Genomic DNA, 17525 nt, shown 5'->3' on the forward strand with positions numbered 1-17525 from the left:
CCTGATGACCCAGCAACGCGGAAAGATGGTCAATGCCTTCGACCCGGCAAGCCTTGCCGCCCTCGCGCCGGAAGAACAGGCCGCTATCGAACGCCGTATCCGGTTGCTTGGTCCGGCATATCGGCTGTTTTATCAGACCCCGGTTCAGGTCAGCGAGGGCCGGGGTACGCGGCTTTTTGATCGGCAGGGGCAGGAATATCTGGATGCCTACAACAACGTGGTATCGGTCGGCCACGCCCATCCCCGCGTGGTCGAGGCCGTGCAAAGGCAGATGTCCACGCTGTGCACCCATACCCGCTACATTCAGGACGGCATTCTGGATTTCGCCGAACAGATCCTTCCGACATTGGGCGGCACGATTGGTGCGAGCGGACACATAATGTTTACGTGTACGGGATCGGAGGCCAACGATCTGGCGACCCGGATCGCGATGCACAAGACGGGCAGGCGGGGCATCATCGTGACGCGCGAGGCCTATCATGGGAATTCCTATCTGACGGCTGGTTATTCGCCGTCGCTGGGGACGTCTTCGCCGCTGGGGACTTGGGTGCGCCGGGTGAATGCGCCCGACAGCTATCGCCACGATCCGGCCGAACTGGGCCGGCGCATGGCGGCTGAAGTCACCGCGACGGCGGCTGAACTGGCCCGGCAGGGCGACGGCCTGGCCGCGTTCATAGCGGATTCGCTGTTCTCGTCAGATGGGGTTTATGACAATCCCGCGGTTCTGGGGCCGGTCGCCGAGGCCGTACGCGCAGCGGGTGGCCTGTTCATCGCCGACGAGGTGCAGAGCGGTTTCGGGCGTTCCGGCGACAAGATGTGGGGTTTCCAACGCCACGGCCTGGATCCCGATATCGTCACCATGGGCAAACCGATGGGCAACGGATACCCGGTGGCTGCAGTGGCGTTGAAGCATGACGTTGTTGCGGCATTTGGTCGTGATACGCGCTATTTCAACACATTTGGCGGCAATGGCGTGGCGATTGCGGCGGCACACGCCACCTTCGACGTCTTGCGCGACGAGGGGTTGCAGGAAAATGCACGTCTGCGTGGCGAACAGATCCGCAGTGCCATTCAACAATTGGCGTCGCGCTTTGACAAGATCGGTGATGTGCGCGGTGCCGGGCTCTATATCGGGGTCGAGATGGTCTCGGATCCGGAGGCAAAGACGCCTGATGCCGACGAGGCTACGCGGATCGTCAATGCGCTGCGGGAACGCCGTGTGCTGATCTCGGCCACCGGGCCGGATGCCAATGTGCTCAAGATCCGCCCGCCGCTGGTTTTTTCCGAGGCGGATGTGGATTGGCTTCTAAACGATCTGGAGGCCGTCCTCGCCTCAGCGTGAGATCGATTCCCCCTGAGTCTTTAGGCTCGAACTCAAAGCCGCCAGCTTGCCTGGCGGCTTTTTTTTGCACGATTTTGCGGCACGGCTGCTTCCCCCCGCTTCGGACAACACATTTTTTTACGCAGGAGGGGGCGTTCGCTCAACGCAATTCCAAATGATCTTGTGTTGCCGAGGGTTCAGTAACACATTGTAAATGAATGATATAATTATAGTTCAGTGATGGTTATTTTCTGAATTATTCCATTCAAGGCCCCCAATCAAAGCTGTTGCCGGATGGAAAGATCGCTGGCTAGGTTGGATGGACGATTGTTGACAATCGGCAAGACCGCAAACAGCCAGCATCCGGAGAATTACTATGTTCATGAGCCCCCTTGGTTCTCGCTTCACGAAAGCGGCACTGCTCTCGTTCGCGATTGGTGCGACGACCAGCACCACCGCTTTTGCCGAAACCACCGTCACCGCTGTGATGCACGCCCCCCTGCGCGCGCTCGATCCGGCGATCTCCTCTGCCTACATCCTGCGCAACTATGCCTATATGGTTTATGACACGCTGCTGGCGCTGGATGCCGATGGCAACATCAAGCCCCAAATGGCGGATTGGGCCGTCTCGGACGACGGGTTGACCTATACATTCACCCTGCGTGATGGCCTGATGTGGCACGATGGCACCCCGGTCACCGCCGAAGATTGCGTCGCCAGCATCGCGCGCTGGGATCAGGTCGACAAGACCGGCCAGGTCATGGCGTCGCTGATGAACGACATGTCCGTGGTCGACGACAAAACCTTCACCATGACCTTTTCTGAGCCGACCGCCGTGGTGCTGACCGCGCTCAGCAAGCCGTCCGGGATCGCACCGTTCATGATGCCGAAGGCAGTGGCGTCGACCCCGGTCAGCGAACCGATTACTTCCAGCATCGGGTCGGGTCCGTTCAAGTTCGTGGCTGATGCCTATCAGCCGGGCGTCAGCGCCACCTTCGAGAAATTCGACGGCTATATTCCGCGCGATGAGCCATCGAGCGGTTTGGCGGGCGCCAAGGAGGTTTTGGTCGACGAGGTCGTCTGGACCACGATGCCCGATCCTATGACCGCCGCAAGCGCGTTGATGACTGGAGAGATCGACTTCATCGAACAGCTGCCCCATGACTTGCTGCCGCTGGTCGAGGGCAACCCTGACTTCCAGTTGAAGATCTTTGCCAAGCAGGGCAGCCAGAACCTGGCGCGGATGAACCACACCCTGCCGCCTTTCGACAATCCAGAAATGCGTAAGGCCGTGATGCTGGCGCTGGGTCAGCAGCCGATGCTGGATGCTCAGGTCGGGGCGGGTTCGGAATACGGCAATACCTGTCCGGCAGTCCTGGGCTGCGGGAGCGCCTATGCCAGCGACTACCTGGCCGATGAAATTGTCAATCCGCATCCCGAGGCGGCGAAGAAGATCCTTGCGGAACAAGGCTATGACGGCACTCCGATCCTGTTGATGCATGCGACAGACCTTGCCAACCTGACGCCGCAGGGCCCGGTCATTGCCCAGCAGCTGCGCGATGCGGGCTTCACTGTCGACATGGTGTCGATGGATTGGGCCAGCGTCGTGGCGCGTCGTGGGTCGAAGGCGACGATCTCTGATGGCGGGTGGAACATGTTCTCCACCACCAACGTGCTGCCCGACGTGGATGATCCAATCGGTTTCATCGGTGTGGCCGCAGGGGGCGATACTGCATGGTTCGGCTGGCCGGACGTGCCGGAAATCGAACAGGCCCGCACCGATTTTGCAAGCGTGGCGGACCCGGATGAAGCCAAGGCGATTGCGCTAAAAATCGACAAGCTGGTCAAGGATAACGGTGTGATGATCCCGATGGGCGAGTTCTCTTCGGTCACCGTCGCGTCCAGCGCGATCACGTTGGGCGTCGATGCAGAAGCACCGGTGTTCTGGAACCTGTCAAAGTCCGAGTGATCGACCAATGGGGGTCTTCATTCTCAAGCGGCTTCTCTCGGCGGTGCCGGTGTTGTTCATGGTGGCGGTCATCGTCTTCCTTGTGCTGCGCCTGTCGCCGGGTGACCCCGCCGTCATGATCGCGGGGCCCAATGCGACCCCCGATCAGCTCGCGGCGCTACGCGATGCCATGGGCCTGAACGAGCCCCTTCTGACCCAGCTGTTTGTCTGGCTGGGTCAGATCCTCAGCGGCGATTTCGGCGTTTCTCTGGTCTCTGGCCAGCCGGTGACGCACCTGATCATGGACCGCTTTGGTCCGACCCTGTCGTTGAGCATCGTTACCCTGATCATCGCGGTCGTTGTGGCGATCCCGCTGGGCGTGGTCGCCGCCTGGCAACAGGGCAAGTTGCTGGATCGTCTGGTGATGGCAGGCTCGGTTCTGGGGTTCTCGGTTCCGGTCTTCATCATCGGCTACACGATGATCCTGATCTTTGCGCGCATCCTGGGGTGGTTCCCGGTTCAGGGCTATAAGCCGCTGTCGGATGGGTTTGGTGAATTCGCGATCCGGCTGGTGTTGCCTGCCGTGTCGCTCAGCTTTCCCTATATCGCGCTGATCGCACGCATCGTGCGCACCAATGTGATCGAAGTGATGAACGAAGATTACATCCGCACCGCCCGGGCCAAGGGCCTGACCGAACGCGGCGTTCTGATGGGCCATGCATTGGGCAATGCGGCGGTGCCGATCATCACCATCATCGGTGTCAGCATCGCGATGCTGATCGGCGGTGTGGTGGTGACGGAATCGGTGTTCAACATCCCCGGCCTCGGGCGGCTGGTGCTGGAAGCGGTATTGGCGCGGGACTACACGGTGATCCAGTCGGTGATCCTGCTGTTCTCGACGATCTACGTTTTCATCAACCTTGTGGTCGACCTGCTCTACAGCCTGTTCGATCCACGCATCCGCTACTAGCGGTGCCTCGGCCGCGCGGGGGTTCGACCTGCGCGGCTTCACTTCGCGACTGGATATTTGCCGGGCGCTTCCCGGCGCAAACACAATGAACAAGACTGGCAGGGTGACAAAAGACATGACCACACCGACCTTGACCGAACCCTCTGTCCCCGCGCAGGATTTGCCCGAGATGACAACCGTGCCCGAGACCGGTACGGTAAAAGCCACGCTGCGGGCCGTGTTCTCGACCTGGGCCGCACGTATTTCCCTGATTGTCGTGGTGCTTATCGTGGCGATGGCGCTTCTGGCGCCTTGGCTGGGGACGCAAGATCCGGTGCAGATTGCTCCGGGAGAGCGTTTGCAAGGCAGTTCGCTTGCGCATTTCTTGGGAACCGACAGCTACGGGCGGGATGTTTATTCCCGTGTTGCCTACGGCGCGCGCATTTCGCTGGCCGTGGGGGCCGGGACGGTTGTCATTTCTGTTCTGCTTGGCATCTTCTTCGGTGTGCTCACGGGGTATTTCCGTTGGGCGGACCTGATTGTCATGCGTTTCATGGACGGGTTGATGGCGATCCCCGGTATCCTGCTGGCGATCGCGCTGGTGGCGATTTCGGGCGCGACGCTGACCACCGTTCTGATCGCGATCGCCGTGCCTGAAATCCCGCGCGTCGCCCGCATGGTGCGGGCCGTCATTCTGGGGGTGCGCACCGAACCCTATGTGGAAGCGGCCACCTGTCTCGGCACCGGTATATGGGCGATGGTCTGGCGTCACCTGTTGCCCAGCACATTGGCGCCGTTGCTGGTGCAGGGGACCTATATCTTCGCGTCCGCCATCATGACGGAGTCGATCCTGAGCTTTCTTGGCGCCGGCATCCCGCCCGAAACGCCGTCATGGGGCAACATGATGGCCGAAGGGCGGGTCTATTTCCTGCTTAAGCCTGAACTGATCCTCTATCCCGGCGTGATGGTGTCGTTGACCGTTCTGAGCGTGAACATGCTGGGCGATGTGCTGCGTGACCAACTCGATCCGCGCATGGCGAAACGGCTTTGAATATGCCCCATTCAACAGATTCTGAAGGAAAGTCAGACATGACTGATATCGCTTCCGCCCCCAAGGTCGTGCTCTCGGTCGAGGAACTACGCGTCGATCTGGTGCCCGCAGGCGAAAAGCCGATCGTGCGCAACATCAATTTCCAGGTGATGGAGGGGGAAACCGTCTGCATCGTGGGCGAATCCGGTTCGGGTAAATCGGTGACCTCGATGGCGGTGATGGGCCTGCTGCCAAAGGGCAGCTTGGCCGTCACCGGCGGGCGTATCCTGCTGGATGGCGAGGATATCACCCGCGTCAGCGCCACCCGAATGCGCGAATTGCGCGCCGCAGGTGTGGCAATGGTATTCCAGGAACCGATGACCGCGCTCAATCCCGTGCAACGGGTCGGCGAGCAGATTGACGAGGTCCTGCGCCTGCACAGGAAGTGGTCGTCAGCAGAGCGCAAGAAAAGCGTGCTCGACATGCTCGAACGGGTGCATCTGCCTGATGTGCAGCGGATCTATCGCTCTTATCCGCACCAGTTGTCTGGCGGCCAGCGCCAGCGCATCGTGATCGCCATGGCGCTGATCCTGCGCCCGCGTCTGTTGCTGGCTGATGAGCCCACCACCGCGCTCGACGTGACGACGCAAAAACAGATCCTGCGTTTAATCCGTGAACTGCAGGACGAGGAACGCACTGCCGTCGTCTTCGTTACCCATGATTTCGGCGTGGTGTCGGAAATCGCGGATCGCATCGTGGTGATGAACCGGGGCGAGTTGGTGGAAACCGGCAGTTGTGACAAGATATTGTCAGATCCGGCGGACGATTACACGCGGATGCTGGTCTCGTCCGTGCCCAGCCTGATCCCGCGCTGTGGCCCGATCGAGAAAACGCCGAAGGTGCTGGATGTCGTGGGGCTGTCGAAGACCTACGGCAAGAAGGGGTTCGGCAAGAGCGGCAATCTGGTTCACGCGGCGAATGGGGTGAACTTCACCGTCCGCAAGGGCGAAATCACCGGCATCATTGGGGAATCCGGGTCTGGAAAATCCACCGTGGCGCGCTGCGTGATCCGCCTGACCGATCCGTCGGAAGGTGCCGTTCTGGTCAATGGGAATGACATCGCGAGCACCAACAACCTGAAAGCCGTGCGCAAGAAGGTCCAGTACATTTTCCAGGATCCCTATCGCTCCCTCAATCCGCGCCGCACGATTGCGCAGTCGCTGATGGAGGGGCTGGTCAACTATGGCATGGCCGACGCCGAGGCCTATGCGAAGGCGGCAGAAACGCTGGAACTGGTCGGGCTGCCCGCAGGTGTGATGGGCCGCTACCCGCACCAGTTTTCCGGTGGCCAGCGACAGCGGATCGCGATTGCGCGCGCCTTGGTGATGAAGCCTGATTTGCTGATTGCGGATGAGGCGGTCTCGGCGCTCGACGTGTCCGTTCAGGCGCAGGTTCTGGACCTGTTCGAGACGATCCGCAAACGCACCGGCATTGCTGTTCTCTTTATCACCCATGATCTGCGCGTGGCGGCGCAGATCTGTAATTCAATCGTGGTGATGCAACGCGGTCAGGTCGTGGAGGCGGGAACTGCCGCCGATGTCCTTTCCGCCCCGCAGCACCCCTATACCCAGACCTTGATCGCGGCAGCCCCCGCGCCAGGCTGGGATTTTCAGAATTTCCGACCCTCCAGGGCCGTCTGATCAAAAAAGGAAAGATCATGCGTATCGTCTTTGCAGGTTTCCAGCACGAGACAAACACCTTTGCCCCCGACAAGGCCGATGATGCGGCCTTCGCCCATGGCGGCGGGTTCCCCGGCCTGTGCCGGGGCGCCGACATGTTTGACGCGCTGGTGCCCACGGCCAATGTGCCGGCAGCGGGCTTTGTCAAAGCCGCGCGCGCGGCCGGGCATGAAATCGTGCCGATTCTGTGGTGTGCGGCCTGTCCTTCGGGCCCTGTGGCGCAAGAGACTTATGAAAGGATAACGACCGAGATCATCGATGGCATCATGGCGGCGTTGCCCGCCGACGCGATCTACTTGGATCTGCATGGCGCGATGGTCGCGGACCATGTCGATGACGGGGAAGGTGAGTTGTTGAGCCGTCTGCGGGCGAAGGTGGGAGACCTGCCGATCGTGGTGAGCCTTGATCTGCATGCCAATGTCACCGCGCGGATGCTTGAGGCGGCGGATGCGCTGGTCGCCTTCCGCACCTATCCGCATGTCGACATGGCCGCGACGGGGGCCCGTGCGCTTGCCGTGCTTGAGGCCCGCGTGGCCGCTGGAAAACCCTTCGCGATGGCCGCGCGGCGCTTGCCGTTCCTGTTGCCGATCTGCTGGCAATCAACCGATGATCAGCCCGCGAAGGGGCTTTATGAGCGGGTGGAATTGATCGAGGCCGAAACCGGCGTGCCCGCGCTGAACTTCACTATGGGTTTTGCCGCCGCCGATTTTGCCGAATGCAGCCCGGTCGTCTGGGCCTATGGCGCGACAGAGGGCGAGGCCATCGCGGCTGCTGAAATGATGGAAGCCGATGTGCTGGCCGCAGAAGCTGCCTTTGAAGGACCGCTTTTCGATGCCGAAGGGGCCGTGGCCGAGGCCTTGGCGCTGAACGCGCGGGGGCTGGCCCCCATCGTCATTGCCGATGCGCAGGACAATCCCGGCGCGGGTGGCAATTCCGACACGACGGGACTGTTGCGGGCGTTGATCGCGGCAGACGTGCCGGATGCCGCTATCGGGTTGATCGTTGACCCCGCCGCGGTTGCCGCCGCCCATGCGGCAGGCGAGGGCGCGACCGTCCATGTTGCGCTGGGCGGGCGGACCCAGCCCGGCGACGCGCCGCTGGATCTGGAGGCTGTGGTGGAGCGTCTGTCGGACGGAAAACTGCGCACGAAAGGGCCCTATTACGGCGAAAATTCCATGGATCTCGGCCCCAGCGCCTGCCTGCGCGTGGGCGGTGTGCGGATCGTCATCGCCTCGCACAAGGCGCAACTCGCCGATCAGGAGATGTTCCGCTATGTCGGGATCGAACCGACCCGGACGAAGATCCTGGTGGTGAAAAGCGCGATCCACTTCCGCGCGGATTTCCGGCCAATCGTCGCGAAGATCCTGACCGCCGTCGCGCCCGGGCCGATGGCGATGCTCGCCACTGACTGGACTTGGACGAACCTGCCTGATGCGATGCGGATGCGCCCCTGCGGCCCGACCTTTGCCGAGGTGTCGGGCAAGACGTCCGAACCGGTCTGCTGATTTTCATCATCCGAGGAAACGATCATGTCAAATCTCTGGCGCCATTCCGCCACGACCATCGCCAATCTTGTCCGCCTGAAACAGGTGTCGGCCACCGAGGTGGCGAAGGATGCGCTGGCGCGTCTGGATGCGGTGAATCCGTCGATCAACGCGGTGGTCGATTTCCACCCTGATGAGGTAATCGCCCAAGCCAAAGCAACCGATGCCGCCATCGCGGCGGGCAAGCCGATGGGCCCGCTCGCCGGGGTGCCGGTGACGATCAAGATTAATATCGACCAGGCCGGTTTCGCCACCAGCAACGGGCTGAAGTCCAAGGCAAACCTGATCGCTTCGGAAAACAATCCGGTGGTGGACGGGTTTCTGCGGGCGGGTGCCACGTTGCTGGGCCGCACCAACACGCCTGCCTTCAGCTGCCGCTATTTTACCGACAACCAGCTGTTCGGACCGACGAAGAACCCGCGTGATCCGGCGCTGGGGCCGGGGGGCTCGTCGGGCGGGGCCGCGGCGGCCACGGTTTCTGGGATCGGTTGCATCGGACATGGCAACGATATCGGGGGGTCGGTGCGCTATCCCGCCTATGCCTGCGGCATTCATGGTCTGCGCCCCGGTCTGGGACGCGTGCCCACCTGCAACGAGAGTGGCCCGGATCGCACCATCGGGTTCCAGATCATGTCGGTCCAGGGACCGCTTGCGCGCACCGTCAACGACGTGCGCTTGGGGTTCCACGCGATGGCTGGCCGCGACATGCGGGATCCTTGGTATTTCGAGGCCCCCGTTGCCACAGGCTACAACCCGAAACTGGCGGCGATGTGCCTGCGCCCAGAAGGGATCGAGATCGCGCCCGAGGTCGAGGCGGCGATGCTGGACAGTGCCGAGCGCCTACGCGATGCGGGTTGGACCGTGATCGAGCTGGACCAGATCCCACCGCTCATGGAAGCGAGCATGATCATGCACGTCCTGTGGGTGGCGGATGCCCCGGAACAGAAGATTGCCGAAGCCGTGGCCGAGGGCGATCCGGGGGCCATAGCGGCGATGCGGGGGGCCGTGGCCAAGGTTGGCCCGGTCGATCTGGCGCGCTATTCCGACACGCTGACGCGGCGGGCAAATCTGGTGCGCGAATGGCTCACCTTCCTGGAACGCTTTCCGGTTCTCTTGTTGCCGGTCAGTTCGAAACTGCCGCTGGCGGCGGATGCCGATCTGACCGAAGGCTACGAATTCATCTATGACAATCAGCATTTCATGGCCGGTCTGCCCGCGATCGGGGTGCCGTCGATGACCGTATCCACCGGCATGGTGGGCGCATCTCCCGTGGGGGTTCAGATTGTGGCGACCCGAATGCGCGAGGATCTATGTCTGGCGGCGGGGGAGGCGATCGAGGCGCGCGGGGCGCCCGCGATGCCGATCGATCCGATTATTGCTTGAACCGAAAGTGCACACCATGACCCTCACCGATATTCGCTCTCCCAATGTTTCACGCGGGAGGACTCTGGAAAAACCCGCGGTGAAGGGCCGCGGGGGACTCGTTGCCGCCCAGAACCGCCAAGCCGCGCATGTCGGGGCGGAGGTGCTGCGTGCGGGCGGCAACGCGGTGGATGCCGCTGTGGCGACCTCCTTCGCGCTGGGGGTGCTGGAACCCTGGATGAACGGGATCGGCGGGGTTGGTGCGATGCTGGTCCGTCCGCAGGACGGGCCGGTGTCGTCGATCGACGCAGGCGCACGATCACCTGCCGATTTGAATCCTGCAGATTTTCCGTTGGTCGAAGGCAAGGATGGCGATCTGTTCGGCTGGCCGAACGTGCTGGAAGACCGCAACGTGGTGGGCGCGCGATCCATCTGCATTCCGGGTCTGGTGCGCGGTCTGGGCTCGGCCCATGCCCGCTTCGGGCGGATGCCTTGGGCCGAACTGGTCGCACCTGCTGTAGCCTTGGCCGCAGACGGGCTGGTGGTGGATCATCACGTGACACTGTGGGTCGCTCAGGAAATGGCGCGGTTGCAGCGCAACGAGGCTTGTGCGGCTTGGTTTCTACCGGACGGTTACCCGCCTGTTCCGCCTGCGGCCGTGACCGGCAAGGTCGCCCGGCTGTGCTCTCCGAAACTGTCAGCAACACTAGCCCGGATTGCGCATGAAGGACCTGATGCGCTTTATCTGTCAGATCTGGCACAGGATTTGACCCGCGACGTGCAGGATCTGGGCGGCTATCTGAGCGCCGAAGACATGGCCGGGTTCGAGGCTGTCGAGGCCCCGGCGCGCAGCGAACCCTATCGCGGACACGCGCTGCATTACGTGCCAGACCTCAATGGCGGGGTCAGCGTCGCGCTTGCCATGCGGCTGTGCAATCGCGATCACGTCCCCGCCGGGACGGTGGCCGCCCCGGATGATATCATGGCCTATGCCGCTGCAATGGCCGCGTCTTGGGAGCACCGCTTTGCGGAATTGGGCGATGGCGCCGAACGTACGCTGCCAAGTTGCACGACGCATTTCAGCGTGGTCGACTCTGAGGGCATGACAGTTTCCCTGACCCTGACCCAGACGCTGCTGTCGCTGTTCGGATCGGGTGTTGTGTCGCCTTCGACGGGGATCTTGCTCAACAACGGGGTGAACTGGTTCGATCCGCGCCCCGGCAAGATCAACGCCATTGCGCCGGCCCGCAAGGCGTTGGCGAATTATTCGCCCGTCATGCTGACCGGCGAGGAGGATGTCGTCGCCTTTGGCGGGTCGGGCGGACGCAAGATCCTGCCCGCCGTTTTCCAGGCCTTGGCCCGGATCGTCGATTTTGATGCCGATCTCGAGTGTGCCATCGCGGCCCCGCGCTTCGATCTGTCGGCGCCGCCCGTCTTGGTTGCGGATCCGCGTTTTGGCGCGGACCTGCTGAAGCGGTTGGCGGAACGCTATCCGGTCGTCTTGGCCGATCGGATCGATCACCCCAACCACTACACCACCTTGTGCGGCGTGCGTCGCAAGCAGGGGGTGAATTATGGTGCGGCAGAGCCTTGGCACCCTTGGGCCGATGCCGTTGCCGAAGGCGAGAGCCTGTTTCCCAATGAGTGATCAAGCGAGATACACAATGACCAAAGCCTCCCTTCCTTCTGTTTCCCCCACCGAGAGCGATGCGCTCTGGAGCCTGAGCGCGACCCGTATCGCGGCACTCGTCTCGGGAGGCGAGATTTCGGCGCTCGACGTCGCCCGCGCGGCAATGGATCGTCTGAGCGCGGTGAACCCGGCGCTGAACGCGGTGGTCGATTTCCGTCCCGAAACCGTGATTGCCGCAGCGCAGGCCGTGGACGATGGCCTCGCCGCAGGCCGTGATATGGGGCCGCTCGCGGGGGTGCCCGTCACGACCAAGGTCAATGTCGATCAGGCCGGGTTTCCCACCACCAACGGGTTGAACGCACTGAAGGATCTGGTTGCCAAGACGAACAACCCGGTTGTGCAGAACCTTATCGATGCCGGTGCCGTGCCACTGGGGCGCACCAACACGCCCGCTTTCAGCTATCGGTGGTTCACTTCGAACCTCTTGCACGGGCGCACGATCAATCCGCGCGGCAAGGGGCTCACGCCGGGGGGGTCGTCCGGTGGTGCGGCGGCGTCCGTGGCGGCGGGGATCGGGGCCATCGCACATGGCACCGATATTGCCGGTTCGGTGCGTTACCCGGCCTATGCCTGCGGCGTGCATGGTTTGCGTCCGACTATCGGGCGCGTGGCAGCCTGGAACGCCAGCGGCAAGGATCGCTCGATCGGGCCGCAGATGATGGCGGTGTCTGGGCCGCTGGCGCGCCATGTTGGGGATCTTCGTCTTGCATTGCAGGCGATGATGCGCCCGGATGTGCGCGACCCCTTGCATGTGGCGATGCCGTTCAATGGCCCGGATGTGCCGAAACGTGCCGCATTGTGCATTCGTCCCGACGGGATGGACACCGCGCCCGAAATCGAGGTCGCGCTGCGCGAGGCGGCCGCGCGCCTGGTGGAGGCTGGCTGGATCGTCGAGGAACTGGACGATCTGCCGCCGATCAACGAGGCGGTGAAGGTGCAGATCATTCTGTGGATGGGCGACAATTACGATGGCCAGGTTGCTGCGGCACAAGCCGAAGGTGACCCGGGCGCGATCGCAGCGTTGGCCGGTCAACGCGAGTTTGTCGAGGCGCTTGGCGTGCAGGATCTGCCTGAGGCGTTTATCACCCGCTTGGGTATCGTGCGGGCCTGGATGCAATTCATTGCGCGCTACCCCGTCGTTTTGCTGCCACCCTGCGGCGAGCTGCCGTTCGAGGATGATCTGGATCTGAAAAGCCCCGAGGACTACGCCCGTGTCTGGCGGGCCCAGGCCCCTATGCTGGGTCTGCCTGTCACCGGTCTGCCGTCGCTGACGCTCAACACCGGGTTCACACCGAATGGCACACCGGTGGGGGTGCAAATCGTGTCGGGCAAGTTCCGCGAGGATGTGTGCCTTGACGCAGCCGAGGCGATCGAGGCGCGGATGCCTCCGTGCCCCATCGCCATGCTGCCCTGAACGAAACTTGTACGCGAGACCGGATGGCTCTATGGTCCTGCGCTGGCAAGCGGGGAGGAGACGCCCATGGCCTTAGAAAATCTTCCGCCCGTCACGCGGCAGTCCACCGAGACGATCGTGACCGAGACATTGCGCGATTACCTGCTGTCAGGAGAAATCTCTCCAGGCGAGCGGCTGACGGAAATTTCGTTGGCCGATCGGCTGGGGGTGGCGCGATCGACCGTGCGCACGGCACTGCATCGGCTCAATTCCGAAGGGATCGTTCGACAGATCCCCTATACCGGATGGGAGGTCGCATCGCTCACGGCAAAAGACGTCTGGGAACTTTGGACTTTGCGCGGGGCGCTGGAAAGCTTGGCTGCGCGCTTGGCTGCAGGGCGCAAGGAGCCGGAAATCAGAGCCGATTTGGTGGCAGCGCATGATCGATTGATCACGGCCTGCCACGCCAATGACCTGCCCGCGATTATCGAGGCTGATTTCGAGTTTCATCGCCGGATCCTCGCCGCCAGCGGGCATCATCTGCTGACCGCGCAATATCGCGTGGTGGAATTTCAGGTGCGATTGTTCATCGCCACGTCGAATACCCATATTGCCACCGGCCCTGATGATATTATCGCGCAGCATGAACCCCTGATGAGCGCGCTGCTGGACGGCGATGCCGAACGCGCCTCGCAGGAAGCTTGGCTGCACGATGAAAAGGAAGGTCGGCGGCTGATGGATTGGCTCGCGGGGCAAGCCGCAGCGACATAGTCACAGTCGAATTTGTCACCGACGTTGCCTACTGAGAACGGCAGAGCAAAAGCCCGCCACGGTCGTGTTCGGCGTCATATGAAAAGGTGCGGCACGATTTGAAACACTTTGCCAGCAGCAACAGGTTCCTTTCACACGCGCCAAAACAGCTCCAACAGCCTCGATATGAAACAAGAAAGGGTCTGGATATGCCAGCCCCCCGCAGATTTGCGTCGCCAGACCGTGACGCCCTCGGTGCGGTTTCCTGATCTTCGACTTTTGCCAGAGCCGCCGTCGAGCTTGTGGTGCCCCCGATCCCCGCAACACGCCCCTTCGTCCCGGTTTTGACATCCTGACCGCCTGTCCCGACAGTACCTTTCTTTTCCGAGTGCCCTTGTCCCCTCATAAGGAAACCGCCATGCGCCCTGATCTGATTGAAACCTATGTCCGCAGCCTGACGACCGCGCGGCGTACTGGCCTGCCGGTGACGCCGCCGCAGATCCTCCCAGATTATGACGAGGCGCTGGCCATCCAGACCCGGGTGCAAGCCACGCTGGGGCCGGTGGCCGGTTTCAAGGTCGGGCCACGGCCCGAAGGCCCCCCGCTGTTGGCGCCGCTGCCCGCCGCGCGGGTCTTTGCCAGCGGTGCCGAAATCCCGTCGCCGGACAGCACCGGGGTCGAGCTGGAAATCGGTTTTGAGGTGATGCAGGCGCCAGGGGATGCGCCGCTGCACCAGCTGTTTCGTCCGCGTCTGGTGATGGAACTGGTCGATACGCGCTTTGGTGGCGATGATCTGGAGCCGCTGCAGAAGACCGCCGACATGATACTCAATGACGGGCTGGTGCTGGGGCCGGTGTTGCAGGGGTGGGACGGCCACGATTTCGATACGGTGCAGGCGCGTATGACCGGGGCAGGGCGGGTCTTGCTGGACGGGTCGGCCACGGTGCCCGGTGGCTCGGCGCTCGCGAACCTGCGCATGTGCCTCGATCACCTTGGCGATCATTGCGGCGGGTTGCAGCCCGGCCAGCATGTCATCACCGGTTCGCTTTGCGGGCTGCCCTGGTTCCCGGTCGGCAGCACCGTCGAGGCCACGGTGGAGGGCTTTGGAGCGATCCGGGCCGTTCTTGTCCCGCGCGCGAGTTAAGCCCGGGGCGCTGAGGGGGGCGGGTGTTGCCGCCGGTTGCGGCCTGTGGCTGTATGCGGGCGGCGCCGTGGCCGGGCGGTGATCGTCCGGTGCGCCTTGGAGATCCCCGCGTGCCCCAGATCCTGCTGATGAACCCCAACGCCAATTCCGCGACCACGCGGGCCATGGTTGCGATCGCCTCGAAGATTTTGCCCGGGGTCTCGGGCTGGACCGCGCCAGAGGGCCCGCAGATGATCGTCACCGAGGCGACGCTGGACGCGGCGGCAGAGCTGGTCGGCGCGGCGGTGCTGCCGGCGTGCGACGGTGTCATCGTCTCGGCCTTTGGCGATCCGGGACGGGCGCGGTTGGCGGCGCGGCTGTCTTGCCCGGTGCTGGGCATCGGCGCGGCGGCGGCCCGGCAGGCCAGCGCGCTGGCCAGTGCGTCGGGCGACTCCTCAGGCGGTTCTTCAGGCGGCGGCTTTGCGGTGGTCACCACCACCCCGGATCTGGCGCCCCGGATCGACCGGATGATGGCTGGGCAGGGGGGCGCGGCCTATCTCGGCTGCTACTTGACGCAGGGAGAGCCCGAGGCGCTGATGCTGGACGCCGCCGCGCTGGACGCCGCCCTGTTGGAGGCCAGCGAACGGGCGGCGCGCGCCGGGGCTGCGGCGGTGATCATCGGTGGCGGACCGCTGGGAGAAGCCGCAGAGCGGCTGGCCGAGTGCGCCCCGGTGCCGCTGATCTCGCCGATCCGGGCCGCGGCGACCGAGATGGCGGCTTTGCTGGCGCGCTGACATCCGCGAGGGCGCGCAGACGATCTGAGGACGCGCAAACTGGCTTTCGGACGCGCAGATCTGGTCCAGAGGGTGGCGCGTTTTTCGGCAGTTTGACAAAATTGCGCGACAAGTTTGGGCACAAGCCGCGGGACCCTTGAACTTTTGGGGGTCTTGACCGGTTTCGGTTCTGGCCTCTCGTGAAGATCACTTGCCAACCTCCGTGCAGGGAGCGCGCCAGCAATGGCTCGAACAGCACAACAACCGCCCTCGAAGGCGGCCCAACACGGAGAGTAATTGATGTCGAAACTCGGAAAGGGACTGGGCGCCCTTGTCACAGCCGCAGCGATGGTCTGCGGTTCGCTGGCACAGGCGCAGGGGGTGCTGCGCGTCGGCATGACCGCGTCGGATATTCCCCTGACCACCGGCCAGACCGACCAGGGCGGCGAAGGCATGCGGTTCATGGGCTATACGGTCTATGACTCGTTGATCGAATGGGACCTGACCAGCGCGGACAAGCCTTCTGGGCTGATCCCCGGTCTGGCGACCGAGTGGTCGGTGGGCGAGGATCACCTGACCTGGACCTTCAAGCTGCGCGACGGCGTGACCTTTCACGATGGCTCGGCTTTCACCGCCGAAAACGTGGTCTGGAACTTCGACAAGCTGCTGGATGATGCCTCCGAGCAATACGATTCGCGCCAATCCGCGCAGGGCAAGTCGCGCATTCCTGCCGTCGCCTCCTATGAGGCGATCGATGATCTGACCCTGACCATCACCACCAAGGAACCCGACGCGACGCTGCCCTACCAACTGGCGTGGATCCTGATGTCGTCCAAGGCCAATTGGGAAGCCCTGGACAAGGACTGGGAAAAGGTCGCGATGACACCCTCGGGCACCGGCCCCTGGAAACTGCAGGACTTTGTCCCGCGCGAACGCGCCGTGCTGGTGCCGAACGATGCCTATTGGGACGCAACCCGCATCCCCCAGCTGGATGAGATGATCCTGATCCCGCTGCCCGAACCGAACGCGCGCGCCGCCGCGCTGATGTCCGGTCAGGTCGATTGGATCGAGGCCCCCGCGCCCGACACCATCCCGGCGATGCAGGGCAACGGCTTTGCCATTTCGTCCAATGCCTATCCGCACAACTGGACCTGGCACCTGTCGCGGCTCGAAGGCTCGCCCTGGAATGACATCCGCGTGCGCAAGGCCGCCAACATGGCGATCGACCGCGAAAGCATGATGCCGCTGCTGGGGGGGCTGATGGTCCCGGCCAAAGGCTTCCTGCCGCCATCGTCGCAGTGGTTCGGTCACCCGACGTTTGATCCGTCCTACGACCTCGACGCCGCCAAGGCGCTGATGGCAGAGGCGGGCTATGGCCCCGACAACCACCTGATGGTCAAGGCGCTGATCTCGCCATCGGGGTCGGGCCAGATGCTGCCGCTGCCGATGAACGAGTTCGTCCAGCAAAGCCTGGCCGAGGTCTATATCGACGTCGAGTTCATGGTTGTCGAATGGAACCAGATGATCAACCTGTGGCGTGCAGGCGCGGCTGACGAGGCCGTAGATGGCGCGCAGTCGATCAACTTCACCTACTTCATCCAGGACCCGTTCACCGGGTTGATCCGTCACCTCGACCAAAACCTGATCGCGCCGAACGGCACCAACTGGGGCCACTACCAAGACCCAGAGATGCAGGCACTGTTGGAGCAGATCAAGACCACCTTCGACCCCGCCGAACAGACCGCCGTGTTGCAGAAGACGCATGAGAAATACGTCAACGACGCGCTGTTCCTGTTCGTGACCCACGACGTTGCGCCGCGCGCCATGTCGCCCAAGGTCAAAGGCTTTGTCCAGGCGCAGAACTGGTACCAGAACTTCTCGTCCATCACGATCGACGAGTGAT

13 protein-coding genes are annotated in these 17525 nt (G+C 63.0%); all 13 read left to right on the forward strand.

Translation table 11 applies throughout. From position 1 onward, the window contains the following. The first annotated feature begins 4 nt into the window (after positions 1 to 4). The 13 genes from E1B25_RS14805 (at position 5) to E1B25_RS14865 (ending at position 17524) form a co-directional block, all read left to right on the forward strand. Positions 5 to 1342 carry an aspartate aminotransferase family protein gene (locus tag E1B25_RS14805; protein ID WP_245510727.1) on the forward strand — a complete coding sequence of 446 codons (1338 nt, stop codon included), beginning with the start codon at positions 5 to 7 and terminating at the stop codon, positions 1340 to 1342. A 361-nt stretch (positions 1343 to 1703) separates the two neighbouring features. Next, positions 1704 to 3290, forward strand: coding sequence for an ABC transporter substrate-binding protein (locus E1B25_RS14810; RefSeq protein ID WP_165937628.1), 1587 nt, complete (start codon positions 1704 to 1706; stop codon positions 3288 to 3290). Positions 3291 to 3297: 7 nt separating this feature from the next. Next, positions 3298 to 4239 carry an ABC transporter permease gene (locus E1B25_RS14815; RefSeq protein ID WP_132830300.1) on the forward strand — a complete coding sequence of 314 codons (942 nt, stop codon included), beginning with the start codon at positions 3298 to 3300 and terminating at the stop codon, positions 4237 to 4239. Positions 4240 to 4354: 115 nt separating this feature from the next. Next, on the forward strand, positions 4355 to 5269 hold the full coding sequence (locus tag E1B25_RS14820) for an ABC transporter permease (RefSeq protein ID WP_132830301.1): 915 nt from the start codon (positions 4355 to 4357) through the stop codon (positions 5267 to 5269). A 38-nt stretch (positions 5270 to 5307) separates the two neighbouring features. Next, positions 5308 to 6948 (forward strand): dipeptide ABC transporter ATP-binding protein, encoded by a 1641-nt coding sequence (locus E1B25_RS14825; protein ID WP_132830302.1) that lies wholly within the window; start codon positions 5308 to 5310, stop codon positions 6946 to 6948. 17 nt (positions 6949 to 6965) lie between these two features. Continuing rightward, a complete protein-coding gene (locus E1B25_RS14830) occupies positions 6966 to 8492 on the forward strand; it encodes a M81 family metallopeptidase (RefSeq protein WP_132830303.1) in 1527 nt (508 codons plus the stop codon). A gap of 24 nt (positions 8493 to 8516) precedes the next feature. Beyond that, complete coding sequence (locus tag E1B25_RS14835) at positions 8517 to 9914, forward strand: amidase family protein (RefSeq protein ID WP_132830304.1); 1398 nt, start codon at positions 8517 to 8519, stop codon at positions 9912 to 9914. A gap of 79 nt (positions 9915 to 9993) precedes the next feature. Next, on the forward strand, positions 9994 to 11541 hold the full coding sequence (locus E1B25_RS14840) for a gamma-glutamyltransferase (protein WP_165937629.1): 1548 nt from the start codon (positions 9994 to 9996) through the stop codon (positions 11539 to 11541). 16 nt (positions 11542 to 11557) lie between these two features. Next, entirely contained in the window at positions 11558 to 12997 is a 1440-nt protein-coding gene (locus E1B25_RS14845) for an amidase family protein (protein WP_132830306.1), read from the forward strand. A 66-nt stretch (positions 12998 to 13063) separates the two neighbouring features. Next, positions 13064 to 13747 carry a GntR family transcriptional regulator gene (locus tag E1B25_RS14850; RefSeq protein ID WP_132830307.1) on the forward strand — a complete coding sequence of 228 codons (684 nt, stop codon included), beginning with the start codon at positions 13064 to 13066 and terminating at the stop codon, positions 13745 to 13747. Positions 13748 to 14144: 397 nt separating this feature from the next. After that, on the forward strand, positions 14145 to 14870 hold the full coding sequence (locus E1B25_RS14855; protein ID WP_132830308.1) for a hydratase: 726 nt from the start codon (positions 14145 to 14147) through the stop codon (positions 14868 to 14870). 110 nt (positions 14871 to 14980) lie between these two features. Continuing rightward, positions 14981 to 15643, forward strand: a complete 663-nt coding sequence (locus tag E1B25_RS14860) for an aspartate/glutamate racemase family protein (RefSeq protein ID WP_132830309.1) — start codon at positions 14981 to 14983, stop codon at positions 15641 to 15643. Positions 15644 to 15922: 279 nt separating this feature from the next. After that, positions 15923 to 17524 (forward strand): ABC transporter substrate-binding protein, encoded by a 1602-nt coding sequence (locus E1B25_RS14865; RefSeq protein WP_132830310.1) that lies wholly within the window; start codon positions 15923 to 15925, stop codon positions 17522 to 17524. The last annotated feature ends 1 nt before the right edge of the window (position 17525 follow it).

Source organism: Antarcticimicrobium sediminis, assembly GCF_004348975.1.
Taxonomy (GTDB): Bacteria; Pseudomonadota; Alphaproteobacteria; order Rhodobacterales; family Rhodobacteraceae; genus Antarcticimicrobium; species Antarcticimicrobium sediminis.

Bases quoted from the DNA above. Each gene is read 5' to 3' on its own strand.
- E1B25_RS14805 (WP_245510727.1), top strand. From the start codon at position 5: ATGACCCAGCAACGCGGAAAGATGGTCAATGCCTTCGACCCGGCAAGC.
- E1B25_RS14810 (WP_165937628.1), top strand. From the start codon at position 1,704: ATGAGCCCCCTTGGTTCTCGCTTCACGAAAGCGGCACTGCTCTCGTTC.
- E1B25_RS14815 (WP_132830300.1), top strand. From the start codon at position 3,298: ATGGGGGTCTTCATTCTCAAGCGGCTTCTCTCGGCGGTGCCGGTGTTG.
- E1B25_RS14820 (WP_132830301.1), top strand. From the start codon at position 4,355: ATGACCACACCGACCTTGACCGAACCCTCTGTCCCCGCGCAGGATTTG.
- E1B25_RS14825 (WP_132830302.1), top strand. From the start codon at position 5,308: ATGACTGATATCGCTTCCGCCCCCAAGGTCGTGCTCTCGGTCGAGGAA.
- E1B25_RS14830 (WP_132830303.1), top strand. From the start codon at position 6,966: ATGCGTATCGTCTTTGCAGGTTTCCAGCACGAGACAAACACCTTTGCC.
- E1B25_RS14835 (WP_132830304.1), top strand. From the start codon at position 8,517: ATGTCAAATCTCTGGCGCCATTCCGCCACGACCATCGCCAATCTTGTC.
- E1B25_RS14845 (WP_132830306.1), top strand. From the start codon at position 11,558: ATGACCAAAGCCTCCCTTCCTTCTGTTTCCCCCACCGAGAGCGATGCG.
- E1B25_RS14850 (WP_132830307.1), top strand. From the start codon at position 13,064: ATGGCCTTAGAAAATCTTCCGCCCGTCACGCGGCAGTCCACCGAGACG.
- E1B25_RS14855 (WP_132830308.1), top strand. From the start codon at position 14,145: ATGCGCCCTGATCTGATTGAAACCTATGTCCGCAGCCTGACGACCGCG.
- E1B25_RS14865 (WP_132830310.1), top strand. From the start codon at position 15,923: ATGTCGAAACTCGGAAAGGGACTGGGCGCCCTTGTCACAGCCGCAGCG.